Annotated in this window: 26 protein-coding genes and 1 pseudogene; 9 read left to right on the top strand and 18 right to left on the bottom strand. The window is 69.9% G+C overall.

Going from position 1 to position 23,806, the window contains the following annotated elements; translation table 11 throughout:
* Window positions 1-3 precede the first annotated feature (3 nt).
* The 5 genes from I4Q42_RS01260 to I4Q42_RS01240 all read right to left on the bottom strand — a co-directional run bounded on the left by I4Q42_RS01260 (window position 4) and on the right by I4Q42_RS01240 (window position 8,111).
* Window positions 4-2,604 (bottom strand): ATP-binding protein, encoded by a 2,601-nt coding sequence (locus tag I4Q42_RS01260; protein ID WP_232792809.1) that lies wholly within the window; start codon window positions 2,602-2,604, stop codon window positions 4-6.
* A gap of 111 nt (window positions 2,605-2,715) precedes the next feature.
* Window positions 2,716-3,294: a potassium-transporting ATPase subunit KdpC gene (kdpC, locus tag I4Q42_RS01255; protein ID WP_198574249.1), complete on the bottom strand. Its 579-nt coding sequence runs from the start codon at window positions 3,292-3,294 to the stop codon at window positions 2,716-2,718.
* Window positions 3,295-3,321: 27 nt separating this feature from the next.
* Window positions 3,322-5,394, bottom strand: a complete 2,073-nt coding sequence (kdpB, locus tag I4Q42_RS01250; RefSeq protein WP_198574248.1) for a potassium-transporting ATPase subunit KdpB — start codon at window positions 5,392-5,394, stop codon at window positions 3,322-3,324.
* Window positions 5,395-5,409: 15 nt separating this feature from the next.
* On the bottom strand, window positions 5,410-7,122 hold the full coding sequence (gene kdpA / locus I4Q42_RS01245; RefSeq protein ID WP_198574247.1) for a potassium-transporting ATPase subunit KdpA: 1,713 nt from the start codon (window positions 7,120-7,122) through the stop codon (window positions 5,410-5,412).
* A 425-nt stretch (window positions 7,123-7,547) separates the two neighbouring features.
* A complete protein-coding gene (locus I4Q42_RS01240) occupies window positions 7,548-8,111 on the bottom strand; it encodes an HNH endonuclease (RefSeq protein WP_198574616.1) in 564 nt (187 codons plus the stop codon).
* A 209-nt stretch (window positions 8,112-8,320) separates the two neighbouring features.
* On the opposite strand from I4Q42_RS01240, the gene I4Q42_RS01235 reads away from it, so the two are divergent.
* Complete coding sequence (locus I4Q42_RS01235) at window positions 8,321-9,376, top strand: hypothetical protein (protein WP_198574246.1); 1,056 nt, start codon at window positions 8,321-8,323, stop codon at window positions 9,374-9,376.
* On the opposite strand, the gene I4Q42_RS01230 is transcribed toward I4Q42_RS01235, so the two are convergent.
* From I4Q42_RS01230 to I4Q42_RS25835, 3 genes are all read right to left on the bottom strand, one after another.
* The gene (locus I4Q42_RS01230) at window positions 9,351-10,037 is read right to left on the bottom strand and encodes a DNA-3-methyladenine glycosylase family protein (protein ID WP_198574245.1); all 687 of its coding nucleotides are present in this window, start codon (window positions 10,035-10,037) and stop codon (window positions 9,351-9,353) included. The two genes, I4Q42_RS01235 and I4Q42_RS01230, sit on opposite strands and share 26 nt — an antisense overlap.
* 28 nt (window positions 10,038-10,065) lie before the next feature.
* Window positions 10,066-10,545, bottom strand: coding sequence for a transcription elongation factor GreA (gene greA / locus I4Q42_RS01225; protein WP_198574244.1), 480 nt, complete (start codon window positions 10,543-10,545; stop codon window positions 10,066-10,068).
* A gap of 173 nt (window positions 10,546-10,718) precedes the next feature.
* Window positions 10,719-10,832: a hypothetical protein gene (locus tag I4Q42_RS25835; protein WP_232792767.1), complete on the bottom strand. Its 114-nt coding sequence runs from the start codon at window positions 10,830-10,832 to the stop codon at window positions 10,719-10,721.
* 179 nt (window positions 10,833-11,011) lie between these two features.
* Here I4Q42_RS25835 and I4Q42_RS01220 point away from each other — a divergent pair, with 179 nt between their 5' ends.
* From I4Q42_RS01220 to gluQRS, 3 genes and pseudogenes are all read left to right on the top strand, one after another.
* Window positions 11,012-11,635 (top strand): TetR/AcrR family transcriptional regulator, encoded by a 624-nt coding sequence (locus I4Q42_RS01220; protein ID WP_198574243.1) that lies wholly within the window; start codon window positions 11,012-11,014, stop codon window positions 11,633-11,635.
* Window positions 11,632-11,785, top strand: a pseudogene (locus I4Q42_RS26530) (hypothetical protein); the annotation flags it as partial. The gene I4Q42_RS01220 and the pseudogene I4Q42_RS26530, both read left to right, overlap by 4 nt.
* Before the next feature lie 4 nt (window positions 11,786-11,789).
* Window positions 11,790-12,632, top strand: coding sequence for a tRNA glutamyl-Q(34) synthetase GluQRS (gluQRS, locus tag I4Q42_RS01215; RefSeq protein WP_198574242.1), 843 nt, complete (start codon window positions 11,790-11,792; stop codon window positions 12,630-12,632).
* Here gluQRS and I4Q42_RS01210 read toward each other — a convergent pair.
* The 6 genes from I4Q42_RS01210 to I4Q42_RS01185 form a co-directional block, all read right to left on the bottom strand.
* Window positions 12,629-12,940 carry a winged helix-turn-helix domain-containing protein gene (locus I4Q42_RS01210; protein WP_198574241.1) on the bottom strand — a complete coding sequence of 104 codons (312 nt, stop codon included), beginning with the start codon at window positions 12,938-12,940 and terminating at the stop codon, window positions 12,629-12,631. The two genes, gluQRS and I4Q42_RS01210, sit on opposite strands and share 4 nt — an antisense overlap.
* A gap of 7 nt (window positions 12,941-12,947) precedes the next feature.
* The gene (locus I4Q42_RS01205) at window positions 12,948-13,592 is read right to left on the bottom strand and encodes a hypothetical protein (protein ID WP_198574240.1); all 645 of its coding nucleotides are present in this window, start codon (window positions 13,590-13,592) and stop codon (window positions 12,948-12,950) included.
* A gap of 32 nt (window positions 13,593-13,624) precedes the next feature.
* On the bottom strand, window positions 13,625-14,836 hold the full coding sequence (locus I4Q42_RS01200; protein ID WP_198574239.1) for an acyltransferase family protein: 1,212 nt from the start codon (window positions 14,834-14,836) through the stop codon (window positions 13,625-13,627).
* 288 nt (window positions 14,837-15,124) lie between these two features.
* On the bottom strand, window positions 15,125-15,655 hold the full coding sequence (locus I4Q42_RS01195; RefSeq protein WP_198574238.1) for a CcdC protein domain-containing protein: 531 nt from the start codon (window positions 15,653-15,655) through the stop codon (window positions 15,125-15,127).
* Between the two features lie 77 nt (window positions 15,656-15,732).
* Complete coding sequence (locus I4Q42_RS01190; RefSeq protein WP_198574237.1) at window positions 15,733-16,473, bottom strand: GNAT family N-acetyltransferase; 741 nt, start codon at window positions 16,471-16,473, stop codon at window positions 15,733-15,735.
* The gene (locus tag I4Q42_RS01185) at window positions 16,470-17,096 is read right to left on the bottom strand and encodes a TlpA family protein disulfide reductase (protein ID WP_198574236.1); all 627 of its coding nucleotides are present in this window, start codon (window positions 17,094-17,096) and stop codon (window positions 16,470-16,472) included. Before I4Q42_RS01185 ends, I4Q42_RS01190 begins: the two co-directional genes overlap by 4 nt.
* Between I4Q42_RS01185 and argH the strand changes: the two genes are divergently transcribed.
* From argH to aroC, 4 genes are all read left to right on the top strand, one after another.
* Window positions 17,097-18,515 (top strand): argininosuccinate lyase, encoded by a 1,419-nt coding sequence (argH, locus tag I4Q42_RS01180; protein ID WP_198574235.1) that lies wholly within the window; start codon window positions 17,097-17,099, stop codon window positions 18,513-18,515.
* On the top strand, window positions 18,512-18,826 hold the full coding sequence (locus I4Q42_RS01175; RefSeq protein ID WP_198574234.1) for a hypothetical protein: 315 nt from the start codon (window positions 18,512-18,514) through the stop codon (window positions 18,824-18,826). Before argH ends, I4Q42_RS01175 begins: the two co-directional genes overlap by 4 nt.
* Before the next feature lie 19 nt (window positions 18,827-18,845).
* The gene (gene lysA, locus I4Q42_RS01170; RefSeq protein ID WP_198574233.1) at window positions 18,846-20,111 is read left to right on the top strand and encodes a diaminopimelate decarboxylase; all 1,266 of its coding nucleotides are present in this window, start codon (window positions 18,846-18,848) and stop codon (window positions 20,109-20,111) included.
* Window positions 20,112-20,210: 99 nt separating this feature from the next.
* Window positions 20,211-21,338: a chorismate synthase gene (aroC, locus tag I4Q42_RS01165; protein ID WP_198574232.1), complete on the top strand. Its 1,128-nt coding sequence runs from the start codon at window positions 20,211-20,213 to the stop codon at window positions 21,336-21,338.
* A 141-nt stretch (window positions 21,339-21,479) separates the two neighbouring features.
* On the opposite strand, the gene I4Q42_RS01160 is transcribed toward aroC, so the two are convergent.
* Window positions 21,480-21,698: a hypothetical protein gene (locus tag I4Q42_RS01160; protein ID WP_198574231.1), complete on the bottom strand. Its 219-nt coding sequence runs from the start codon at window positions 21,696-21,698 to the stop codon at window positions 21,480-21,482.
* Window positions 21,699-21,934: 236 nt separating this feature from the next.
* Between I4Q42_RS01160 and I4Q42_RS01155 the strand changes: the two genes are divergently transcribed.
* On the top strand, window positions 21,935-22,168 hold the full coding sequence (locus I4Q42_RS01155) for a hypothetical protein (protein WP_198574230.1): 234 nt from the start codon (window positions 21,935-21,937) through the stop codon (window positions 22,166-22,168).
* A gap of 55 nt (window positions 22,169-22,223) precedes the next feature.
* Here the strand turns inward: I4Q42_RS01155 and I4Q42_RS01150 are convergent, their stop codons facing one another.
* The 3 genes from I4Q42_RS01150 to I4Q42_RS01140 form a co-directional block, all read right to left on the bottom strand.
* Window positions 22,224-22,619 carry a YciI family protein gene (locus tag I4Q42_RS01150; protein ID WP_198574229.1) on the bottom strand — a complete coding sequence of 132 codons (396 nt, stop codon included), beginning with the start codon at window positions 22,617-22,619 and terminating at the stop codon, window positions 22,224-22,226.
* A 67-nt stretch (window positions 22,620-22,686) separates the two neighbouring features.
* A complete protein-coding gene (locus I4Q42_RS01145; RefSeq protein ID WP_198574228.1) occupies window positions 22,687-23,163 on the bottom strand; it encodes a recombinase family protein in 477 nt (158 codons plus the stop codon).
* Window positions 23,164-23,408: 245 nt separating this feature from the next.
* Window positions 23,409-23,777 carry a 6-pyruvoyl trahydropterin synthase family protein gene (locus I4Q42_RS01140; protein ID WP_198574227.1) on the bottom strand — a complete coding sequence of 123 codons (369 nt, stop codon included), beginning with the start codon at window positions 23,775-23,777 and terminating at the stop codon, window positions 23,409-23,411.
* Window positions 23,778-23,806 lie beyond the last annotated feature (29 nt).

The raw sequence follows: 23,806 nt of genomic DNA, 5'->3' as shown, positions 1-23,806 counted from the left end.
CCGTCATAGCAGATGGTGGGGCGTGGCGACGCCCTTGGGCAGGCTGATCAGCATCCGCGTGCCCTTGCCGTCGTGGATCGGGCTGGCGGCGGCGATGCGGCCGCCCATGGCCTCGACGAAGCCCTTGGCGATGGCCAGACCCAGGCCCACGCCCTGGCTGGCGTTGGCCGAGCGGTCGCTGGGGTCCTGCAGGCGGCGGAACTTCTCGAACACCCGCTCCAGGTCGGCGGGGGGAATGCCCCGGCCCTCGTCCTCGATGCTGATGACGACGTGGGCGCGGTCCTCGTAGGCGGCGACCTCAATGCGCGCCCCCGGCGGGCTATAGGCGATGGCGTTCTCCAGGATGTTGACCGCCACCTGCTCCAAGAGGCTGGGGTCGGCCTGGACGAGGCTGAGATGCTCGGGGAAATCGCGCACCAGCACCCGGCCGTCGAGGCGGCGGGCCACGCGGTCGGCGGCGGCGGCCAGCACGTCGCGCACGTCGATCCAGTCGGTGCGCAGCTTCAGGCCTCCGCCCTCGATGCGGGTCATGTCCAGCAGGTTGGCGACGTAGCCGTTGAGGCGCTCGGCCTCTTCCTTGATCCCAACGGCGAGGTCGGCGCGGGCCGGCGGGGCCAGCTTGTCGCCATAGTCGATCAGGGTGGTGGCCGCGCCCAGCACCGTGGTCAGCGGCGTGCGCAGGTCGTGGCTGATGGAGTTCAGCAGGGCGTTGCGGAAGCGGTCGGAGCGGCGCAGGGCCTCGGCCTCGACGGCCCCGGCGGCGAGGTCGGCGCGCTGCAGGGCCACCGCGCCCTGGTCGAGCAGGGCCAGCAGCAGACGCTCCTCGTCGGAGCCGGAGACCAGGGTCCCGGCCTCGATCCCGGCGACCCCCGCGCGGGCGCCCAGGCCCTCCAGCGGCCAGAAAGTCCAGGCGGCCTGCGGCAGGGTGCCGGTGCCTGCGCCGGCCGGCTCGCCCTTCTCCCAGGCCCAGCGGGCGGCGGCCATGGGGGCGGTCCCGAGATCGATGAGATCGGGCGCGCCGGCGGCGGGGGCCAGCTCGCCGTCTATCGGCAGGAAGACCACGGCCCGCGCGCCGGACGCGGCCGCCGCCTGCTCGGCCAGGGCCTTGGCCACGGCGGCCTTGCCCGAGGCGGCCGACAGGGTACGGCTGGCGGCCAGCAGGGTGGTGACCCCGGCCGCCCGCTTCTGCGAGCCCAGGGCCTGATCGCGCACCCGCCCCGCGAGGCCGCCGGTCGCCAGGGCCACGGCCCAGAACACGATCAGGGTCAGCACGTCGGTCGGCGAGCCGATGGCCAGGCTGTAGCGCGGGGCCAGGAAGAAATAGTTGTAGACGAGGAAGGCCGCCGTCGCCGCCGCCAGGGCCGGACGCAGGCCGTGCATGACCCCCGCCGCCAGCACCGCGGCCAGGTAGATCATTCCCAGCTCGACCCGGTCGAAGGCCGTATCGAGCGCCCAGGCCACCAGGCTGGCGGCGACCACGAAGCCGCCGCCGGTCAGGTAGGCGGGCCAGTCGAAGCGGCGCGGACGCGCGGCCGGCGGCTCGGCTGTCCCCTCCCCGGCCGCGCCGGTGACCACGTGGATCGCCTCACCCCGCGCCTCGCGCAGCAGGGCCGCGGCCAGGGAGCGGCCGGTAAGCTGCTTCCAGCGCGAGTCCGTGGATTTGCCGATGACGATCTGGGTGACGTTGTTGCGCCGCGCCCAGGCCATGACCGTGGCCACGACGTCGGTCCCGGTCAGGACCACGGTCGAGCCGCCCAGCTGCTCGGCCAGCTTCAGTGCCTCGCGGGTACGGGCCGCCGAGGTCTCGGGCGGCGGCGGACGGTCGGGACGCTCGACATGGGCCAGGGTCCAGGGCGCGTCCATCATCATGTCGGACAGTCGCCGGCCGGCGCGCACCAGGGTCGAGGCCATGGCGTCGCCGCCGGCCAGGACGAGGATCCGCTCGCCCGCCGCCCACGGCCCCTCGACGCCCTTCTCGCGCATGGCCGCGACCAGCTGGTCATCGACCGTCTGGGCCGCGCGGCGCAAGGCCAGTTCGCGCAGGGCGGTGAGGTTCTCGACCTTGAAGAAGTTCTCCGAGGCCAGGCGCGCGGTCTCGGGCACATAGACCTTGCCCGCCGCCATCCGCTCGCGCAGCTCGTCGGGGGTGATGTCGATCAGCTCGATGTCGTCGGCGCGGGCGAGCGCGCTGTCGGGCACGGTCTCGCGCTGGCGGGCGCCGGTGATGCGCAGGACGACGTCGACCAGGCTTTCCAGGTGCTGGACGTTCAGCGTCGTCCAGACGTCGATGCCGGCCGCCAGGATCTCCTCGACGTCCTGCCAGCGCTTGGGATGGCGCGAGCCGGGGGCGTTGGAGTGGGCGTACTCGTCGACCAGCAGGAGCTTGGGCCGCCGCTCCAGGGCCGCGTCGAGGTCGAACTCCAGATAGCTGCGCCCCCAGTTCTCGACCGGGCGGCGGGGCAGCACCTCGAGCCCGCGCAGCAGGCTCTCGGTCTCGCGGCGGCCGTGGGTCTCGACGACGCCGACCAGCAGGTCCTGCCCCTCGGCCTTGCGGCGGCGGGCGGCGCGCAGCATCTCGTAGGTCTTGCCCACGCCGGGCGCCATGCCCAGGAACACCTTGAGGCGCCCCCGGCGGGCCTTGTTGGCGGCCGCCAGAAGCGCCTCGGGGTCGGGGCGGCCCCTTTCGGGGTATGCAGAGGAGTCGCCCGCCAACGACTAGCCGACCATCGGGAAGCGCTCGTCCAGGGCGCGGTTGAGCTCGAGCACGTTGACGCGCGGCTGGCCGATGAAGCCGAGCAGCGGCGGCTTCACGGCGGCGTCGATCATGGCCAGCACCTCGCCGCGCGGGGCGTTGCGGGCGGCGGCGATGCGCGGGGCCTGCAGGCGGGCATAGGCCGGCGAGACGTCCGGATCCAGGCCCGAGCCCGAGGTCGTGACCGCGTCGGCCGGAATGACCGCGCCGGGAAACTCGGCCCGCAAGGCGTCCGCGTCGGTCTTCTCGCGCGCGATCAGCTTGTCGTTCAGCGAGCCCATGTTGGAGCCGCTCGAAGCCGACGCGTCGTAGCCGTCGCCGGCGGCCGAGGGGCGGCCGTGCAGATACTCGGCCTTGACGAAGACCTGGCCGATCAGCGCCGAGCCGACGATCTGGCCATTGCGATCATGGACCAGCGAGCCGTTGGCCTGGGCCGGGAAAGCCGCCTGGGCCGCGCCCGTGATCGCCAGCGGATAGGCCAGGCCCAGAAGGACCGTGAACAGGCCCATCGAGACGAGGGCCGGACGAAGATGGGAGAGCATGAGGGGTGAGTCTCCTAGAACTAGAGCTTAGGCCAGGCCGAGGGCCGAGACGACCATGTCGATCAGCTTGATGCCGACGAACGGGGCGAGCAGGCCGCCCAGGCCGTAGATCAAGAGGTTGCGCGACAGCAGCTTGCCGGCGCCGATGGCGCGGTACTTCACGCCCTTCAGGGCCAGGGGGATCAGGGCGACGATCACCAGGGCGTTGAAGATCACCGCCGACAGGATGGCGCTCTGCGGGCTGTGCAGCTTCATGATGTTCAGCCCGCCCAGGGCCGGCAGGGCGATCACGAACATCGCCGGGATGATGGCGAAGTACTTGGCCACGTCGTTGGCGATCGAGAAGGTGGTCAGGGCGCCGCGGGTGATCAGCATCTGCTTTCCGACCTCGACGATCTCGATGACTTTCGTCGGGTCGCTGTCGAGATCGACCATGTTGCCGGCCTCGCGGGCGGCCTGGGCGCCGGTCTGCATGGCCACCCCGACATCGGCCTGGGCGAGCGCGGGCGCGTCGTTGGCACCGTCGCCGCACATGGCCACCAGCCGTCCCTTGGCCTGCTCGGCGCGGATCAGGCGCAGCTTGTCCTCGGGGGTGGCCTCGGCGAGGAAGTCGTCGACGCCGGCCTCCGAAGCGATGGCCGCGGCGGTCACCGGGTTGTCGCCGGTGATCATCACCGTGCGCAGGCCCATGCGGCGGAGATCCGCGAAGCGGGCCTTCACGCCGGGCTTGACCACGTCCTTCAGGTGGATGACGCCGACCAGGGCGCCGTCCTCGCTGACCGCCAGCGGCGTGCCGCCCGAACGGGCGATACGGTCGACGGCGGCGGCGACTTCACCGGGGATGCGCGCGGGATCGATGGCCAGGCTGCGATAGACCGCGTCGACCGCGCCCTTGCGCCAGGACTGGCCGGCGAAGTCGAGGCCCGACTGGCGGGTCGTGGCGCTGAAGGCGATCGAGGTCGCGCCGGCGGGCGCCTCCAGGGCCAGGCCCTGCTGGCGACCCAGTTCGACGATCGAGCGGCCTTCCGGCGTCTCGTCGGCCAGCGAGGCCATGACGGCCGCGCGCAGGGCCGCGTCGGGGCGCACGCCGGGGGCGGCGATCACCTCGGTGGCCATGCGGTTGCCGAAGGTGATGGTGCCGGTCTTGTCGAGCAGCAGGGTGTCGACGTCGCCGGCGGCTTCCACGGCCCGCCCCGAGGTGGCCAGGACGTTGACCTTCAGCAGGCGGTCCATGCCGGCGATGCCGACCGCCGAAAGGAGCCCGCCGATCGTTGTGGGAATGAGGGTGATGAACAGGGCACCCAGCACCAGCGGGTCGAGCGCCACGCCCGAGAACTTGCCCAGGCCCAGCAGGGTGACCACCGCGATCAGGAAGATCAGGGTCAGGCCCGCCAGCAGCACGGCCAGGGCGATCTCGTTGGGCGTCTTGCGGCGGTCGGCGCCCTCGACCATGGCGATCATGCGGTCGAGGAAGGTCGAGCCGGGGGCGGCCGTGACCCGCACCTTGATCCAGTCGGAGACGACCGTGGTGCCGCCGGTGACGGCCGAGCGGTCGCCGCCGCTTTCGCGGATCACCGGGGCGCTCTCGCCGGTGATGGCGGCCTCGTTGACGCTGGCCATGCCTTCGACGATCTCGCCGTCGGTGGGGACGACGTCGCCGGCCTCCACCAGGACGATCTCGCCGGGGACCAGCTTGTGGGCGGGGGTCGGGATCACCGTGCCGGCCTGGTCGTCGATGATCAGCTTGGCCTTGGTGGTGACGCGGGCGGCGCGCAGGCTGTCGGCGGCGGCCTTGCCCCGGCCCTCGGCCACGCTCTCGGCCAGGTTGGCGAAGAGGACGGTGGCCCAGAGCCACAGCGAGACCTGCACGGCGAAGCCGGCCGACTGCTGGGCGACGATGGCGGCCACGGCCGAGACCGTCGACAGCAGCGCCACGATCCAGGTCGCGAAGATCACCGGATTGCCGGTCAGCTTGCGCGGGTCGAGTTTGAGGAAGGCGTCCTTGGCGGCGCGCGCCAGGATCGGGGTGGAGAGGCCGCCGGCCAGGCTGGCCGGCTTGCGCCGGCCGCCCTCGCCCGCAGCGGTTTCATAGGTGGTCATGTGTGTCGCTTTCGATCAGCGGCTGGAAGCGACGAAGGCGAGCGCCTGGAAGTGCTCGACGATCGGCCCCAGCGCCAGAGCGGGGAAGAACTGCAGGCCGCCGAGGATCAGGATCACCCCGATCAGCAGGCCGACGAAAAGGCCGCCGTCGGTCGGCATGGCGCCGGCCGTGGGGGCGAGCTTGGGCTTGGCCGCCAGGGCGCCGGCGATGGCCAGCACCGCGACGATGGGGGCGAAGCGCCCGAACATCATCGCCAGGCCCAGGGTGACGTTCCACCAGGGCGCGTTGGCCGTGAGCCCGCCGAAGGCCGAGCCGTTGTTGGCCGTGCCGGAGACGTAGGCGTAGAGGATCTCCGACAAACCGTGCGGTCCGGCGTGCATCAGGCCCTTCAAGGCTTCGGGCAGGATGGCGGCGACGGCGGCGAAGCCCAGCATGAACAGCGGGATCACCAGCACGGCCAGCATGGCGAACTGGATTTCGCGGGCCTCGATCTTCTTGCCCAGATATTCCGGCGTGCGGCCCACCATCAGCCCGGCGACGAACACCGCCAGCAGGGCCATGACGACCATGATCGCCACGCCCGATCCGATGCCGCCCGGCAGGATCTCGCCCAGCTGCATCAGGAACATGGTGATCCCGCCGCCCAGGGGCATCAGGCTGGAGTGCATGCCGTTGACCGAGCCGTTGGAGGCGCCGGTGGTCATGGCGGCCCAGGCGGCGGTCGAGGGCGCGCCGAAGCGGACCTCCTTGCCTTCCATGTTGACGCTGGCGTCGACATGAGCCGCGACCTGGGCCGGAGGGGCCTGGGTCTCGGTGACGTAGATACCGACCGCGCCGGCGCTGAGCAGCACCATGGCGGCCACGACCAGGGCGCGGACGTCCTTGCGAGCCAGGACGCTGCGGCCGAAGGCGAAGAAGGCGGCCCAGCCCAGCACGTTGATCGACACCGCCGTGATCAGGTTGGTCAGCGGGGTGGGGTTCTCGAACGGGTGGGCGGAGTTGACGTTGAAGATGCCGCCGCCGTTGATGCCCAACTGCTTGACGGCCAGCTGGCTGGCGGTGGCGAACAGCGAGATCTTCTGCTCGCCGCCCTCCAGCGTGTGGGCGGTGACGCCGGCGGCCAGGGTCTGGGGCACGCCCAGGGCCACGAGCACGATGGCCACGACCACGCACAGCGGCAGCAGCACCCACAGCGTCGTGCGGATGACGTCGCTCCAGAAGTTGCCGACGTCGTCGCCCTTGTTGGCCAGGAAGCCGCGCGCCAGGGCCGCGGCGATGGCCGCGCCGGTCGAGGCCGAGACGAAGTTCTGCACCGTCAGCACCAGCATCTGGCTGAGCGTCGACATGGTGGTCTCGCCGCCATAGCTCTGCCAGTTGGTGTTGGTCACGAAGCTGACGGCGGTGTTGAACGCCAGGTGCGGCGACAGCCCGCCAAAGCCCTGCGGGTTCAGCGGCAGCACGCCTTGCAGCCGCAACACGCCGTAGACGAGGAAGAAGCCGACGGCGTTGAAGGCCAGCAGCGCGCCGGCATAGCCGATCCAGGTCTGGCCCTTGCGCGGGTCGATCCCGCCGGCGGCGTAGAACAATCGCTCGACCGGCGCCAGCAGCGGATCGAGCCAGGTGCGCTCGCCGTTCCAGACGCGCGACATGTAAACGCCCAGCGGCCAGCCCAAGCCGACCGCCAGGCCAAGCGTCAGGGCGATTTCCGCCCAGCCTTGCCAGTTCATTTTGCGATTATCCGAAGAGCGTCAGAAACGGTCCGGCCGCATCAGGGCCGTGACCATGTAGGCCGCGACGACGATCGCCCCGGCCCCCCACAGCGCGTTCACGAACAGGGTCATGCGCGCCTCAATGCAATGGCGAACAGGCCGAAGGCCGCAAACAGCCCTCCGCCCAGCGCCAGGAATATGATGTCAGCCACCTTGGGCCTCCTTCCGGTTCGGACGGAAAGGACCACGGCGCCGCGTAAGGGCTCCATTCGGGAGGCGTATGGGCGGCATAAGGGCGGTATAAGGATTGGCGCAGAGACCCTCCCCCTGAAGGGGGAGGTGGCCCTAAGGGCCGGAGGGGGAAGCGGCTGCTGAAACGCCGCGTTCACTTCCCCCTCAGTCGCTCCGCGACAGCTCCCCCTTCAGGGGGAGCATCTTGAGCCCTACGACTCCAGCTCGATGTCCCAGTAGAGGTAATCGAGCCAGCTGGCGTGCAGGTGGCCGGGCGGAAACTTGCGGCCGCGATCCTGGAGTTCGTGCATCGAGGGCCGGCGCGCGGTGTGGAACGGGTGCATGCCCGCTTCGCGCGGCGTGCGGCCGCCCTTGGCGAGGTTGCAGGGCGCGCAGGCGGTGACGATGTTCTCCCAGGTGGTGCGGCCGCCGCGCGAGCGGGGGATCACGTGGTCAAAGGTCAGGTCGTCCGGCGAGGCGCAGTACTGGCAGCTGAAGCTGTCGCGCAGGAACAGGTTGAAGCGGGTGAAGGCCGGCGGCCGCTCCTGCGGCACGTACTGCTTCAGCGACACCACGCTGGGCAGCTTCATCTCGAAGGACGGCGAATGGACCACGTGGTCGTAGGTCGAGACGACGTCGACGCGGTCGAGGAACACCGCCTTGATCACCTCCTGCCAGGGCCAGAGGGACAGCGGATAATAGCTCAAGGGCCGATAGTCGGCGTTGAGCACCAGGGCCGGCATGCCGGACGGGGGACGGGTCAGCACCTGCATCAGGGCCTCCCGCTCATGGAACCGACGAGGTCCCTATGGGGCTGGTACGCGGTCGGACTGAAGACGGGCCTCCTTCCTACGCAAATCAGGGAATCGGCATTCATTCCCGGACGCATCCAAAGGATGATCCCAATTGGCGACAGAACCAAGACGCAGTTAGGCCTCTTCTAACGAAGCTGCGGCAACCTCCTCCGAAGATTGCAGAGGTCGCCATGCTCGCCACAACTATCGCCACGCTGAAGACCGCCGGCCGGGTGACCGAAGCCGACGTCGTCGCCCTGCGCGGGCTGGTCTATCCGGACATGGTGCTGTCGCGGGCCGAGGCGCAGGCGCTGCTGGCGCTGGACGAGGCGGTCGAGGAAGCCAGCACGCCCTGGCGGCATCTGCTGACCGAGGCCATCGTCGACCATCTGGTGCATCAGGCGCGGCCGGCCGGCTATGTCGACGCCGAGGCGGCGGACTGGCTGATCGCGGCGGTGTCGCGCGACGGCCTGGTCAAGTCGGCGACCGAGCTGGAAGTGCTGATCCGGGTGCTGGAGACCGCCAGCGAGGTTCCCGAGGCCCTGGTCGCCTTCACCCTGGCCCAGGTCAAGGCAGCCGTGCTGCACGGCCAGGGTCCCCTGGCTCAAGGACGCATGGAGCGCGGCCGGGTGACCGACGGCGAGGCCGCCCTGCTGCGCCGGGTGCTCTACGCCCAGGCCGGCGACGAGAACATCGCCATCACCCGGGCCGAGGCCGAAATCCTGTTCGACATCAACGACGCCAGCGTCGGGGCCCGCAACGCGTCGGACTGGACCGAGCTGTTCGCCAAGGCCGTGGCCGCCAGCGTCATGACCGTCTCGCACTACCGCGCCCCGTCGCGGCAGGAGGCCGCGCGTCACGAGGCGTGGCTGGCCCAGCCGGCGGACGTGCCGGGCTTTCTTGCGCGGATGTTCCAGGGCGCGCCGGGCGTCTGGCGCACGATCGACAACGCCGAGGCGCTGAACAGGATCATGAATCCCGACCGCGAGATCCATGACGCCTGGGAAGCCCGCAACCGCGAGCAGGCGGCCGTGGCCCTGGCCGCCGAGACCATCGACGCTGAAGAGGCCGCCTGGCTGGTCGAGCGGCTGGAGCGCGACGGCGTGTTGGACGCCGCCGAGAGCGCCCTGCTGGCCTTCATCGCGCGGGAGTCGCCGCAGGTGCACCCCGCCCTCGCCGCGGTGATCGCCCGGGCCAAGGCCCAGGCCGAAGCCCGATCGCCTAAGCCGTTCGGCCGTCGAGGCTGATCTCGCCGCGCCGCACGCCGCCGTAGCAGGCCCACAGTAGGTGGGCGGCGACGCCCCGATAGGGCTTCCAGGCCTCGGCCCGGACATAGGCGGCCTTCTCGTTGGGACGCACCTCCAGGCCGTCGGCCCAGCGCATGGCCTCCTGCAAGGCGACGTCACCGCCGGGGAAGACGTCGATGCGGCCCTCGCAGAACATCAGGAAGGTCTCGGCGGTCCAGCGGCCGACGCCCTTGATGGCGACCAGGGCGGCGACGGCCTCGGCGTCGGGCAGAGCTTTCAGGGCGTCGAAATCGCAGGCGCCGGACAGGTGCGCCCCGGCGATCTCGCGCAGGTAGCGCACCTTGGGTCGGGAGAGGCCGAAGCCTTGCAGCGCCGGATCGTCAAGGGCCATCAGGGCGTCGGGCGTCATGTCGGGCAGTCCGGCCTGCACCCGCGCCCAGATCGAGGCGGCGGCGGCGACCGAGATCTGCTGCTCGACGATCATCCGGGCCAGACCCGGAAAGCCGCCGGGCCGCAATCGCCATTCGAAGATCGGGGTCACGGCTTCCAACCGCCCGAACAGCGGGTCGGTCGCGGCCAGGTGGGCGCGGGCGGCGGCGATCAGGTCGGGAGTGGGAGCAGAAGCGGAAATCACGCCGGCGAGGAAGCCCTCGCCGAGCATCCCTGGCAATCCGAAACTTGCTGAGCCCTTAGGCGATGGCGACGATCTCGACCTCGCCGCCGGCCACCACGGCCGTGTCGCCGACGCTCTTGCCCATCAGGGCGCGGGCCAGCGGCGAGACGTAGGAGACCGAGCCCTTGGCCGGGTCGGCCTCGTCCTCGCCGACGATGCGGAAGGTCTGGGTGCGGCCGTCCTCGCGGTCGAAGGTGACCGTGTCGCCGAACTGCACGCTGGTGCGGCTCTCGTCACGCTCGACCGGCTGGGCGGTGCCGCGACGGGCCGACCAGTAGCGCAGGTCGCGGGTGGCGCGGGCCATGGCGGTGCGATCTTCGGCGACCCCGCCGGCGGCCTGGGCCGCGGCATAGGCGGCGCGGGCGGCGGCGAACTCGGCCTTGATCATCGCCAGGCCTTCGGCCGTGACGAGATTGGGCTGGGTCGAGATCGGACGATCGGGAAGGTCGGCGGCGAAGGCCTCGGCGTCGCCTTCCTTGGTGAAGGCCACGCTCATCGGGCGTCTCGCGGACTTTGGGACAAGAGGATCATCAGACGGAAACCCGAGGTGTCGCGGGTCGTTCCGCCAGCCCGGCTATGGCCGAGCGGAGCGCCGGTTTCAAGTCGGGGCGACGCACCCCGGCGACCGCCCCCGGAAGAACCGGAGCGGCCGCATCGGACAATTCGTCCTTACAGCGCGATCGCCAGCACGGCGCCGGCGACGCCGAGCGCGGCCACCAGGAAATAGCCGATGGCGACGCGGTCGAAGAGGTTTTCGAAGGCTTCGAAGCTACGGTTGGTCATGACACACATCCTTGAAGTTGGGTTCGCGCCGACCCCCTCGGCCAGCGTGGTCCAGCGGCGGTCTCTTGAATGGCCGATCCATCTGAACGACGCTTAGATAACATCAATCTGAGCGCCGTCAAGATATCTTGACAATGTTTGGATGAATTTTCCCTACGTAAGGGATAGAGTGGCTTTCGATGACTCTCGCCACGCCCGAAGCCGCCCGCCCCTATCACCACGGCGACCTCAGCCGCGCCCTCGTCGACGCCGCCCGGCGGATCCTGGAGACCGATGGTCCGGCGGCCCTGTCGCTACGCGCCGTGGCCCGCGAGGCCGGGGTCAGCCCGGCCGCGCCCTACCACCACTTCAAGGACAAGAGCCAGCTGCTCGAGGCCGTGGCCCACGAAGGCTGGGTGGCCCTGGACGCGGCCCTGATGAAGGCCCGCCAGGACAGCGACGACGACCGCCAGCGGATGACCAATCTGGGCGTGGCCTATGTCAGCTTCGCCCGCGACAACCCCGCCCTCTATCGGGTGATGTACGACCGCTCGCGCGACAAGGACGCCCTTCCCGACCAGATGAAGGAGGAAGGGGCCTACTGCCAGGTGCGCAACACCATCGCCCACGCGGCGGGATCGGGCGTGTCGGAGATCGACCTGGAGCTGGCGACCATCGCCGCCTGGTGCGCCGCCCACGGCCTGGCCGAAATGAGCGGCTTCAAGCAGTTCACCCAGCTCAAGGCGCTGCTCGGCGGCGAGGAAGCCTTCCTCAAGGCGGTGTTCGACCACCTGGGCATGTTCGCCAAGCTCGATCGGGGATGAACTGGCGATCACCACTCCTCCCCCGCCACGCGGGGGAGGGGGACCGCGAAGCGGTGGAGGGGGCGACGGCGCGCACGGCGCTTCAACTCGCCCCCTCCGTCACGCCGCGTGTCCGCAGCGCGCCACCTCCCCCGCTGCGCGAGGGAGGAGCTTGATGCCCCCCTTCGCCACCCGCTTCGCCCCCTCTCCCACCGGCTTCCTGCATCGCGGCCATGCCTTCTCGGCCCTGACCGCCTTTGACGCCGCGCGGGCTGCGGGCGGCCGCTTCGTGCTGCGGATCGAGGACATCGACGCCATCCGTAGCCGACCGGAATACGAAGCCGGGATCCTGGAAGACCTGGCCTGGCTGGGCCTCGAGTGGGAACAGCCGCTCCGCCGCCAGTCCGAGCACCTGGCCGACTATCACGCCGCCATCGAGACCCTGCGCGAGCGGGGCCTGGTCTATCGCTGCTTCAAGACCCGCCGGGAGCTGGACATCGGCCGCGCCCCGCACGAGCCGGCCGTCCCCTATCGCGGCGCGCCCCTGCCGGAGCGCGAGGAGGCCGAACGCCTGGCGCGGGGCGACGCCTTCGCCTGGCGGCTGTCGCTGGACGCGGCCGCGCGAACGCTAGGCGGCTTCGAGGACTTGAGCTTCGTCGAGGAGGGCGCGGGTCCCGACGTCGAGACGGGTCTGATCCGCGCCTGCCCGGAAACGGCCGGCGACATCGTCCTGGCCCGCAAGGACGTCGGCGTCGCCTACCACCTAGCCGTGGTGCTGGACGACGCCTTGCAGGGCATCACCCACGTGATCCGCGGCCAGGATCTGTTCGAGGCGGCCCACATCCAGCGGCTGCTCCAGGCCCTGCTGGACCTGCCGACCCCAACCTATCGCCACCACGGCCTGCTGGTGGGGTCGGACGGCAAGCGCTACGCCAAGCGCGACAACGCCCAGACCCTGCGCGAACTGCGCGCGGCCGGGGCGACGCCGCAGGCGCTGCGGGCGGAGATGGGCCTCTAGCTTCCGCCCGCCTGCTCGACCAGCTGCCCCATGGCCTTCAGGTAGCGGGCGAAGGCCGCGCGGCCGGTATCGGTGAGGCGCACGCGGGTCAGGGGCTTGCGACCGACGAAGCTCTTGTCGATCGAGACGTAGTCGGCCTCCTCCAGCTTGCGCAGGTGGATCGAGAGGTTGCCCTGGGTGACGTCGAGCAGGTTTTTCAGCTCGGTGAAGTCGGCCACCTCGGCGCTGGCCAAATAGGCGACGACGCCCAGCCGCACGCGACCGTGGATGACGTCGTCGAGCCCGCTGATGTCGAACCTTGCCGTCACGATCGTCTCAGGCGGCCGAATAGACGGGCTGGCGCTGGGCCTGGCGCATCATGAAGAAGCCGGGGACCATCATGAAGGCGAAGAGGCCGAAACCCGCGATCAGCAGGTAGAGGTCGGCGCGGTCGACCAGCAGACCCAGGGCGACGCCCGAGGCCAGCCAGCCCAGCGAGACGACCAGCATCCAGGCGCGCTTGCGCAGGGCGAAGACCGCATACCAGACCGCGCCCTGCATCACGAACACCACGGCGGGGTGGAACAGCCAGTAGCGGAAGTCGTGATTGCGGGCGGCGGCCACGGCAAAGACGATGATCAGCGCCAAGTTGGCCAAGCCTGCCCCGGCGAAGGCGGCGTTGACGGCCCGGCTGGCGACGCCGCCCTTGGGCCGCTTGCGCTCGACGACGATGACGATGGTCATCAGCACCACGAAGATCAGGGTCGGCAGCCAAGCCAGGATCAGGTTGCCCAGTCCCCCCAGGCGCACCAGCCCCTTCTCCTGGGCAAAATAGACCAGGGTCTGGATCCCGTAGAGCAGGCCGGCCGAACCGTACAGCGCGCCGCCGGCGACGCCGAAGCCGGCCCGCTCTGCGCCGCCCTCGGCGAGGCCGCGCAGGAACGCCAGGTCGTCCTGCACCGTCTTCAGCTTGTCGTTCATGGGCCCGGCTCCATCGGCGGCATCATGCAGGGTCACAGGATTCGTCCCAACAGCGGCATGCGGCGCAGAGCCATGGTCAGCAGCCAGCTCAGCGCCGTCGCCCCGACGAACACCGCCGCGGCCTTGGCCAGGCCGCCCCACTGTTGCGGCAGCAGCATCCAGGCCAGCCACGAGGTGAAGACGTAGTGCAGCAGGTACATGCCGTAAGCGTTGGCCTGCAGGCTGGCGCCGATCGGTCCGGTTCTGCGGGCAAAGCGCAGGAAGGTCGCCAGGGCGGCGAACGACAGGGCCGCGCAGCCCAGGGCGAACATCAGGCCGCCGAACAGGTCGAGGAACGGCCGGGGCGGCGGATTGGGCGAGAAGGCGACGATCAGGGTGGCCACCCCGCCGACGATCGGCGCGATCGGGGCCAGCTGCCAAACCCACCAGCGCTTGGCGAGCTTGCCGTCGGGATCGGTAAGCCCCTGGCCGACGCCGGCCGCGCCGACGGCGACGCCGGCCAGGAAGTAGACGAGGTAGTGCCCGATGCGGGCGGTCTGCACCGTGAACGGCCCGATCATCGTCCAGTGGCCGAACGGCGTGGTCATCGACAGCGGCAGGTAGGCCGCCAGGCTGACGGCGACGAGGGCGAGGAAGAACCGACCGGGCCTGGCCTCCGCTCCCTTTGCCAGCCGCCCCAGGGCGTCGATCGATCCGGGGACCAGGGCGTGTAGCGCCGTAACGACTGCGCCGAAGGCCAGCAGCACCCACAGGAACCAAGCCGGGCCGGCGGGCCAGAACGGCAGGCGCGTCCAGGCCTCGGCGAAGGCCGACACCGAGGGCGCGCCGCCGGCTTGCAGCCAGGCGGGGTAGTAGGCCAGCGGGGCCAGCAGGGCGGCGCCGATCACGAACGGTATCCCCAGGCGCAGGGCGCGGCCCTTCAGGAAACCGCCCCTGCCCTTCGCTTTCAGCCCCTGGGCGACGAACAGGCCGGAGATGAAGAACATCAGCGACATGAAGAACATGTCGTTGACCAGGGCCAGGATGCCGAACGCCCCGACCTTCTGCGGATCGACGACCGGGAAGGCCGTCCACAGGATCGGCGGAGCCTCGAACGCCTTCGGGGCCGGCGCGTAGGGGTGGTAGGTCATCGCCGTGTGGTGGGCGATCACCAGCAGGGTGACGAAGGCGCGCAGGGCGCCGATCGGGGCGTTGCGACCGTCGGCGGCGGTCGATCTTTCCAGGGCCTTGAGCGGCGCGTGCATGGGCTTCCTCCCCAGTTGCGAGGTTGGCCGCACGATGGATCAACTAGTTTGTTTTGTAAACTAGTTAGAGAACGACGATCGAAACGGGAGCCGCACGAGTGCGAAATCTTCAAACCCCGTCACCCCGGGCGAAGGGCCGCGCAGCGGTCCGCAGACCCGGGACCCAGGAGGACTGGGCGCCGCGGCTGGGTCGGCCGTCTTCGATGTTGAAAGGCCTTGCGTACGGCCCCTGGGTCCCGGCTCTCGCTGCGCTTCGGCCGGGACAACAATGTAGAGAGGCGACGCCCCCTAAGCCGCCTGAGCCGCCCGCGTCGCGCGGGCCGCGCGCAGCAGGCCAATGGCCCGCAGGGCCATTTCCAGGCGGGAGACGGCGAACAGGCCCACGCCCAGCACCACGAAACCGTCGGTCAGCAGCACGGCGTTGATGTGCCAGGCCTGGGCCTCGGTTTCGAGGAAGGCCTTCAGGGCGAAGCGCACGGCGAAGATGGCCAGCAGGAACAGCAGGGCCGCCGGCGAGGGCTTGGTGTTGAGCTCGTGGGTGTCGGGATCGATGGCGATCGGGATCAGCTTGCCGCGCCACCAGCCGATCGTCGCGCCCACGGCGAAGATCGCCGCCAGCCACAGCCAGTCGGTCCCGTGCGGCGTGAACTGCATGAACAGGAAGACCAGCGAGGCGACCATGATCGCCGGCAGGATCCACATGAACTCCAGCTTCAGTCGTCGCTCCTTGCTCATGGCGCGAAAGCGCAGGGCGAAGACGATGGCCACGACCGCCGCCGTGACGCCGTAGCTGATCAGTTTCTGGTTGCCGTGATCCACGACGCTTCCCCCAAACACGCAAGGCGGCCACGCGCCGCTTCCCCGGACGGGATCAGCAACCCAAACCGGGGCGCTCGTCAATCGTGGGCGGGCCTGGTCCAGTAGCGATAGCGGTAGGCGGTCGAAAAACCGCGCGCCGCGTAGAGGGCGATGGCCGGCGCGTTGGCGGCCTCGACCTGCAGATAGGCGGTGCGCGCGCCCAGCGTGGCGGCCTCGACCAGCAACGAGTCGAGAAGCCGGCGAGCCAGGCCTCGGCGGCGGAAGTCGGGGTCGGTGCGCATGCCGAAGATGCCCACCGCCTCGCCATCGACCGCGCAGGCGCCGAGGGCGGCGGGGCGACCGTCCACGTCCAGCCGAGCGAATCGCGCCGGGGCCGGGATGCGGGCCAGGCCCTCCAGCCGCTCGCGGGCGTCAGCCAGGTTTCCCTTGGCCGAGGCGACCAGCACCGTCTGGAAGGCCGGGTCGGGCGCGATCGACAGGGTCACGTCCGGATCGGCGAGGCCGGTGACGGCGCCAGTCACCACCAGGGTTTCGCCGTGAGGCTCGTAGCCCCGACGGGCCAGGCGTTCGGCCAGGTCGGCCGGCGCCGTCGCGCCTTCGGTCAGCTTGAAGCGCACCAGCAGGCCACGCGCGGCGTAGAAGGCCTCGACCGCGTCGATGGCGGCTTCCGGATCGCGATCGGGCTCGCCCAGGGGCCAGCAGGCGTTGATGCGCAGCGAGAAGCCGTCGGCAGCGTTCAGCCGCCAGCCGCCCAGGCGCTCGCGATCGCGGGCCGGCCAGGCGGCGTCGGCGATCGGTTCGAGGAGCTCGGGGCTCATTTCTCTTTCAGCAGGGCTTCGACCAGGCCGCGGGCCTCGGGGCTGGACCAGTCGGCCTCGCCGGAGATGCGGGCCCGCTCCTGGCCCTTCTTGTCGTAGATCACCGTGGTCGGATAACCGGCGGCGCGCGGCTCCAGGTCAAACGACAGCTTGTAGGACTTGTCGCGGAAGGTGACGAGCGGCGGGTTCTTGGCCATCTCGGCCTGGATCAGGTTGAGGTCGCTATCGCGATCGACGCTGATAGGCAGCACCTTGACCGGCTGGGTGGCGTAGGCGCCCGCCAGCTTGGCCAGGGTGGGCATCTCCTTCTTGCAGGGCGCGCACCAGGTGGCCCACAGGTTCATCACCACCACCTGGCCCTTGAAGTCGGCCAGGGTATGGGGTTTTCCGGCCATGTCGGTGAAGACGGTGGCCGGCGGCGCCCGCGGCGTCTTGGGCACATCCAGCTTAGCTAGGGACGCCTTCTTGAATTCCGTGAGGTCGGCGGCTTCTGCGGGTTTGAACGAAGCCTGGGCGATGACGTATAGGACGCCGACGACGCCGACGAGCATGACGGCGCCGATGGCCCATTTCAGGGGGCCGGGCTTCGGCTTGGTCACCACGTTCGACTGGACTTCGCTCATATGACCGACACCGCCTCCAAAACGCCCGCCGCGAACGGCCAGGGCCAAGCCATGTGGGGCGGACGGTTCTCGGCCAAGCCGGCGGAACTGATGCAGGCGATCAACGTCTCCATCGGCTTCGACAAGCGCCTCTGGGCGCAGGACCTGGCGGGCAGCCGCGCCCACGCGCGGATGTTGATCACCCAAGGCGTCATTGCAAGCAGCGACGGCGAGGAAATCCTCGAAGGCCTGGCCAAGATCGAGGACGAACTGGCTACCGGGACCTTCCCGTTCCGCGACGAGTACGAAGACATCCACATGAACATCGAGGCGCGGCTGCGCGAGCTGATCGGCCCGACGGCCGGCCGGCTGCACACCGCCCGCTCGCGCAACGACCAGGTGGCCGTCGATTTCCGCCTGTGGGTGCGTGACGCAGCCGACCGTTCCGCCGCTCAGCTGGTCGAGCTCCAGAAGGCGCTGCTGGCCCAGGCCGAGACCTATGCCGACGCCCTGATGCCGGGCTTCACCCACCTGCAGCCGGCCCAGCCGGTGACCTTCGGCCACCACCTGATGGCCTATGTCGAGATGTTCGGCCGCGACGCCAGCCGCTTCCGCGACGCCCGCGCCCGCATGAACGAGTGCCCGCTGGGCGCGGCCGCCCTGGCCGGCTCCCCCTTCCCGATCGACCGCCACCAGACGGCGGCGACCCTGGGCTTCGACCGTCCGACCGCCAACTCGCTGGACAGCGTCTCGTCGCGCGACTTCGCCCTGGAGGCCCTGTCGGCCGCCTCGATCACCGCCACGCACCTGTCGCGCCTGGCCGAGGAGATCGTGCTGTGGACGACGCCGATGTTCGGCTTCATCAAGCTGACCGACGCCTTCACGACCGGCAGCTCGATCATGCCGCAGAAGAAGAACCCCGACGCGGCCGAGCTGATCCGCGCCAAGGTCGGCCGCATCCTGGGCAGCCTGACCACCCTGACGGTGGTCATGAAGGGCCTGCCGCTGGCCTATTCGAAGGACATGCAGGAGGACAAGGTCCCGACCTTCGAGGCCTTCGACGCGCTGGAACTGAGCCTGCTGGCCATGGCCGGCATGATCGCCGATCTGACCCCCAACACCGAGAAGATGGCCGCCGCCGCAGGCGCGGGCTTCTCGACCGCCACCGATCTGGCCGACTGGCTGGTGCGCGAGCTGAACATGCCTTTCCGCGACGCCCACCACGTGACAGGCTCGGCCGTGAAGGCGGCCGAGACCCAAGGCCTGGACCTGTCGGACCTGTCGTTGGCGCAATTCCAGGCCATCGAGCCGCGGATCACCGACGGGGTCTACGACGTCCTCACACCGGCCGCCTCGGCGGCCAGCCGCATGAGCTATGGCGGGACCGCCCCCGCCCAGGTCCGCGCCCAGATCGCGCGTTGGAAGGAAGCCCTCGCATGATCCGTCCCGCCACCCTGCTCGCCATCGCCGCCCTGGGCCTGACCGGCGCCGCCCTCACCGCCTGCGGCAAGCAGGCCGAGCTTCAGCGCCCCGCGCCGCTGTGGGGTCCGGAGAAGAAGGCCGCCGAAGCCTCCAAGCGCCGTGAGGCCTCGGCCCAGGCCAACCAGCCGGCCCGCCCGAACGGCGTGCAGGAAAACGCCGACCCGGCCTCGAGCAACCGCACGATCAAGGCCGCCCCGCTGCGGGGGACGCCGTCCAACCCGTTCGGCGGTCCCTCCGCCGCCGGTTTCCCGTCCTCGACGCCGAACTGATCTCCCTGAAAGCGCTGCAGTGAACCACTTCGAATACGGCCCCGAGGGCCTAGCCTGCGAAGGCGTCCCCCTGGCCAGGATCGCGGCCGAGGTCGGCACGCCGGTCTATGTCTATTCCCGCGCCACCCTGGAGCGGCACTTCACGGTGTTCCGCGACGCCCTGGTCCAGGCCGGGGTCGTCGACCCGCTGGTGGCCTATGCGGTGAAGGCCAATTCGAACGTGGCCGTGCTGAAGGTGCTGGGCGACCTGGGCGCCGGCGCCGACACGGTGTCGGAAGGCGAGGTCCGCCGGGCGCTCGCCGCCGGCATCCCCGGCGAGCGCATCGTGTTCTCGGGCGTCGGCAAGAAGCGCGAGGAGATCGCCTTCGCCCTGAAGGCCGGGGTCGCCGAGATCAACGTCGAGTCCGAGCCGGAGATGGAGCTGATCGCCCAGGTCGCCGCCGAGCTGGGCGTGCGGGCCAAGATCGCCTTCCGGGTCAATCCCGACGTCGCGGCCGGCGGCCACGCCAAGATCGCCACCGGCAAGTCGGAGAACAAGTTCGGCGTCTCGTTCGCCGAGGCCGCCCGTCTCTACGCCAATGCGAGCAACAACGCCGCGCTGGAGCCGATCGGGGTCGCCTGTCACATCGGCAGCCAGATCACCGACCTGGAGCCGATGCGCGCGGCCTTCACCAAGATGCGGGGCCTGGTCGAGCAGCTGTTGGGCGAAGGCCTGTCGGTCGAGCGCCTGGACCTGGGCGGCGGCCTGGGCGTACCCTATTTCAACCACCCCGAACCGCCCTCGCCCGCCGAGTTTGGCGCTATGGTGGCGGAAGTGACCAAGGGCCTGCCGGTGAAGCTGGCCTTCGAGCCCGGCCGCGTCATCGCCGCCAACGCCGGGATCATGATCTCGGAGGTCATCCACGTTCACGAGCGTCCGGAAGGCCGCAAGTTCCTGGTCATCGACGCGGCCATGAACGACCTGGTGCGTCCGGCCATGTACGACGCCTTCCACGACATCCGCCCCGTCACCAAGCGTGACGGCGAGACCGTCTACGACGTGGTCGGCCCGGTCTGCGAGACCGGCGACACCTTCACTCGCGATCGCGCCCTGCCACCGTTCGGGCCTGGCGATCTCGTGGCCTTCATGTCGGCGGGCGCCTACGGCTCGGCCATGGCCAGCGAGTACAACACCCGCCCGTTGGTGCCCGAAGTGCTGGTCGACGGCGACCGCTACGCCGTGATCCGCAAGCGCCCGAGCTATGATGAGATGCTGGCCCGGGACCTGGTTCCGGACTGGGTCTAGACGCGGCAGGCGGCGGCAAATTCTTGCGCGTCGCCGCCCTGCCCGCTCCCCGCCCGCAAAGTCTCGCCCCACAAAGCCGTTTCGGCTAGAAGCCTCGCCATGTCGCACAACACCTTCGGTCACCTGTTCCGCGTCACCACCTGGGGCGAGAGCCACGGGCCCGCCCTCGGCTGCGTCGTCGATGGCGTGCCGCCAGGCATCCTGCTGACGGCCGAAATGATCCAGGGCTTCCTCGACAAGCGCCGGCCGGGCAACGGCAAGTTCGTCACCCAGCGCCAGGAGCCGGACGCCGTGCGCATCCTGTCGGGGGTGTTCGAGGACGAGCGCACCGGCGGCCAACGCACGACGGGCACGCCGATCAGCCTGATGATCGAGAACACCGACCAGCGGTCCAAGGACTATGGCGAGATCGCCCAGGCCTTCCGCCCCGGCCACGCCGACTATCCCTATTTCGCCAAGTACGGCGTGCGCGACTATCGCGGCGGCGGGCGCAGCTCGGCGCGGGAGACGGCCGCGCGGGTCGCCGCCGGAGCGGTGGCGCGACTGGTGATCCCGGGCGTCACGGTGCGCGCGGCCCTGGTGCAGATCGGGCCGCACAAGATCGATCGCGGCAACTGGGATTGGGCGCAGACCGGCGAGAACCCCTACTGGTCGCCGGACGCCGCGATCATTCCGGTGTGGGAAGAACACCTGGAAAAGATCCGCAAGGCGGGCTCCTCGACCGGGGCCGTCGTCGAGGTCGAGGCGACCGGCGTGCCGGCCGGCTGGGGCGCGCCGCTGTACGGCAAGCTCGACGCCGAACTGGCGGCGGCCCTGATGTCGATCAATGCCGCCAAGGGCGTGGAGATCGGAGAAGGCTTTGACAGCGCCGCCCTCACCGGCGAGGACAACGCCGACATGATGCGGCTGGGACCGAACGGCGAGCCGGAGTTCCTGTCCAACCACGCCGGCGGCGTGCTGGGCGGCCTCTCCACCGGACAGCCGGTGGTGGCTCGCGTTGCCTTCAAGCCGACCTCGTCGATCCTGATCCCGCGCCAGACCCTCAACGAGGCCGGCGAGGAGATCGACCTGCGCACCAAGGGTCGCCACGACCCGTGCGTCGGCATCCGCGGCGTGCCGGTGGTCGAGGCGATGACGGCCTGCGTGCTGGCTGATGCGTTCCTGCGCCATCGGGCGCAGACGGGCGGCGGCGCGTTCCTGCCGGGCGGCGGCGGGGAGCGCGTCTGAAATCCTTCTCCCCTTGCGGGAGAAGGTGTCGGCGTAGCCGAAGGATGAGGGGTCGAAAGGCCTTTCGGCTCGTTTTGAGAGACCCCTCACCCGACCCGCTTCGCGGGCCACCCTCTCCCGCAAGGGGAGAGGGATAACTGGTCACCCCTCGCGCCGCCGGATCTCCGGCCATTCTTCCGGGCGCATGATCATCGACGGGCGCAGGAACGGCGACTGGACGCGGTCGTAGTCGGCGACGTCAAGATCTCGACACAATCTGGCAAGCAGTTCTTCGCCGCTGACGTCAGGGATCGGCTCGCCGTGTAGCTCTCGCCACAACGCCTGGGCCTCCTGTTTGATCATGTCTTCGCGGCGGGGCATGGTTCAAGTCTCTTACATTCGACAAACCAACCGTCGAACTTTGAGTCTCGTTCCTGGATTTTTCGTTTACAAATCGTAATCAAGCTGCGCCGACGCAAATTTGCCACAAGAACTGTCGGCGTACAGACTCCAATACAGTTTAAAGTCGGCCAGACGACAGCGTCCATCGGACGCGGAGATCGTAAACCTTGTCTGCGCTAGAAACGGCCAACCCCAGTTTCGCGAGTTTCCTTGCCATGCGCGTTTCCCGCCTGCTTCTCGTTCCCGCCCTGCTGGCCGTCGCGGTCGGCGCCCAGGGCTGCCTGGCCGGCGCCGTCGCCGGCGCGGCCGTCGGCACGGCGGGCGCCGTGGTCGGCACGACCGGCAAGGTCGTGGTTGCCACCGGCAAGGCGGTGATCCCCGGCGAAAGCAAGAAGGACCGCGAAAAGCGCGAGTTCCGCGAGTGGAAGAAAGCCCAGCGCGACCGCTAAGCGCTTCGCGCTCCCCCTCCGGCCCTTCGGGCCACCTCCCCCAGAGGGGGAGGACCTACTCCGCCGCCTGCGGAAGCTGGTCGCCGACGGCCAGGCCTTCGAGATAGAGCGACAGCGGGCGGATCTCGTAGGCGCCGGTCGGATTGGCCTCACCCAGCGCCCGGGCGACGTCGAGGGCCTCGTCCATCGACGCGCAGTCGACGATGTAGAAGCCGAGCATGGCCTCCTTGGTCTCGGCGTAGGGACCATCCATCACGATCGGCGGCTCCTGGCCCTTGACCAGGGTCTTGGCCGAGCCGGTGAAGCCCAGGCGCCCGGCCGGCCCCAACTTGCCCTCGGCGTAGAGCCGGTCATGCACGACCGACAGCTTCTCCATCACCGCCGCGTCCTCGGCCGGGGTCCAGTTCGAGACCAAGTCCTGGTCGTTGTAGCAGAGAATGGCGTAGAGCACGGCGAGGTCTCCCGAGGCGCTTATCGGCGCAAGGGGTAGCCCGACCGGCGTTCTCTGGAAAGAGGCGTCAGGCCTCGGGCGGCGCCTCGACGACCGCTTCCGTCGTATCCACGTCCGCCTCCGCCGCATCGGGCGTCGCCGGGCGCGGACGACCCAGGCGGACGATCTTTTCCTCGGCGGTGCGGACCATGCGGGTCTGGTCGTTGAACTGCAGCAGCTGGGCGCAGACGGGGAAGAAGCCGCCAGGCATGCGGGTGTCGATCCCCTCGCTCAGCGTCATCAGATAGACGCCCGCCGATTGCAGCTTGCCGATGACCTGCAACAGATCGACGAGGTGGGCGGCGAAGGCGTGCAGGCTGGGAATCACCAGCAGGTCGCCCGGCCTCGCCGAGGCGATGGCCGCGTCCAGGCCCGGCTTGTGTACGGCCAGGGCGTAGCAGGCGTCGTGGTGCAGCGCCTCGCAGCCGGCGGCGCTGAGCTTGTCCGCCAGGGGTCCGTCGAAGGTCGCGCCCCGTACGGGCGGAACCCGAAAGTAGCCGATCATGCGCATGGGCGCGTGTTTGGCGAACTCCGCGCCGCCGCGCCAGGGGGCGGCGGCGTCAAAGTCGGGGATAAGCCGCGTTCACCCAGGCAGCCCCATACCCTCTTTCAAAAGTCATCGCCCGCTTCATGCGGGCGATCCAAGCCGAGCTGGCCCGAGCTTCATTGGAAACTCAGCTTGGGTCGCCCGGACAAGCCGGGCGATGACTTCTATTTTGAGAGCCCATTCCGCGTGGAAGGGGCGCACGCCTACAGACTGAGCGCGCAGCTCTCGCCGATGGTCGGGCGCGACAGCACCACGCGCGACAGGCCGGGGAACTGCGGCTTCAGGCGCTCGGCGAAATAGAGGCAGATCCGCTCCAGGGTCGGGCTTTCCAGGCCGGGGCGGTCGTTGAGCAGGCCGTGGTCGAGCTCGGTGGCGACCGCCTTGAGGGCGACGTCCAGGCTTTCCAGGTCGGCGACCCAGCCAGCGGCCTGCATGGAGCCCTTGACGCTGGCCTCGACGCGGAACGAGTGGCCGTGCAGCCGGCGATAGCGGTGATCGCCGGGGCCTTGCTCAATGTAGTGGGCCGCATCGAAATGCGCGGCCTTCGTGATCTCGAAGACGGGTTCGGACATGGACTTCTTTTATGACTAGGCCTGGGAGG

Source organism: Caulobacter hibisci (genome assembly GCF_016135805.1).
Classification (GTDB): Bacteria; Pseudomonadota; Alphaproteobacteria; order Caulobacterales; family Caulobacteraceae; genus Caulobacter; species Caulobacter hibisci.
The sequence above is the reverse complement of the archived record's forward strand: the minus strand, read 5'-3'. Positions and strand labels throughout refer to the sequence as shown.

Coding starts and splice junctions, on each gene's coding strand:
- I4Q42_RS01260 (WP_232792809.1), bottom strand. CDS start 2,604: ATGGCGCCCGGCGTGGGCAAGACCTACGAGATGCTGCGCGCCGCCCGC.
- kdpC (WP_198574249.1), bottom strand. CDS start 3,294: ATGCTCTCCCATCTTCGTCCGGCCCTCGTCTCGATGGGCCTGTTCACG.
- kdpB (WP_198574248.1), bottom strand. CDS start 5,394: ATGACCACCTATGAAACCGCTGCGGGCGAGGGCGGCCGGCGCAAGCCG.
- kdpA (WP_198574247.1), bottom strand. CDS start 7,122: ATGAACTGGCAAGGCTGGGCGGAAATCGCCCTGACGCTTGGCCTGGCG.
- I4Q42_RS01235 (WP_198574246.1), top strand. CDS start 8,321: ATGCTCGCCACAACTATCGCCACGCTGAAGACCGCCGGCCGGGTGACC.
- I4Q42_RS01230 (WP_198574245.1), bottom strand. CDS start 10,037: ATGCTCGGCGAGGGCTTCCTCGCCGGCGTGATTTCCGCTTCTGCTCCC.
- greA (WP_198574244.1), bottom strand. CDS start 10,545: ATGAGCGTGGCCTTCACCAAGGAAGGCGACGCCGAGGCCTTCGCCGCC.
- I4Q42_RS25835 (WP_232792767.1), bottom strand. CDS start 10,832: ATGACCAACCGTAGCTTCGAAGCCTTCGAAAACCTCTTCGACCGCGTC.
- I4Q42_RS01220 (WP_198574243.1), top strand. CDS start 11,012: ATGACTCTCGCCACGCCCGAAGCCGCCCGCCCCTATCACCACGGCGAC.
- gluQRS (WP_198574242.1), top strand. CDS start 11,790: ATGCCCCCCTTCGCCACCCGCTTCGCCCCCTCTCCCACCGGCTTCCTG.
- I4Q42_RS01205 (WP_198574240.1), bottom strand. CDS start 13,592: ATGAACGACAAGCTGAAGACGGTGCAGGACGACCTGGCGTTCCTGCGC.
- I4Q42_RS01200 (WP_198574239.1), bottom strand. CDS start 14,836: ATGCACGCGCCGCTCAAGGCCCTGGAAAGATCGACCGCCGCCGACGGT.
- I4Q42_RS01190 (WP_198574237.1), bottom strand. CDS start 16,473: ATGAGCCCCGAGCTCCTCGAACCGATCGCCGACGCCGCCTGGCCGGCC.
- I4Q42_RS01185 (WP_198574236.1), bottom strand. CDS start 17,096: ATGAGCGAAGTCCAGTCGAACGTGGTGACCAAGCCGAAGCCCGGCCCC.
- argH (WP_198574235.1), top strand. CDS start 17,097: ATGACCGACACCGCCTCCAAAACGCCCGCCGCGAACGGCCAGGGCCAA.
- I4Q42_RS01175 (WP_198574234.1), top strand. CDS start 18,512: ATGATCCGTCCCGCCACCCTGCTCGCCATCGCCGCCCTGGGCCTGACC.
- aroC (WP_198574232.1), top strand. CDS start 20,211: ATGTCGCACAACACCTTCGGTCACCTGTTCCGCGTCACCACCTGGGGC.
- I4Q42_RS01160 (WP_198574231.1), bottom strand. CDS start 21,698: ATGCCCCGCCGCGAAGACATGATCAAACAGGAGGCCCAGGCGTTGTGG.
- I4Q42_RS01155 (WP_198574230.1), top strand. CDS start 21,935: ATGCGCGTTTCCCGCCTGCTTCTCGTTCCCGCCCTGCTGGCCGTCGCG.
- I4Q42_RS01145 (WP_198574228.1), bottom strand. CDS start 23,163: ATGATCGGCTACTTTCGGGTTCCGCCCGTACGGGGCGCGACCTTCGAC.
- I4Q42_RS01140 (WP_198574227.1), bottom strand. CDS start 23,777: ATGTCCGAACCCGTCTTCGAGATCACGAAGGCCGCGCATTTCGATGCG.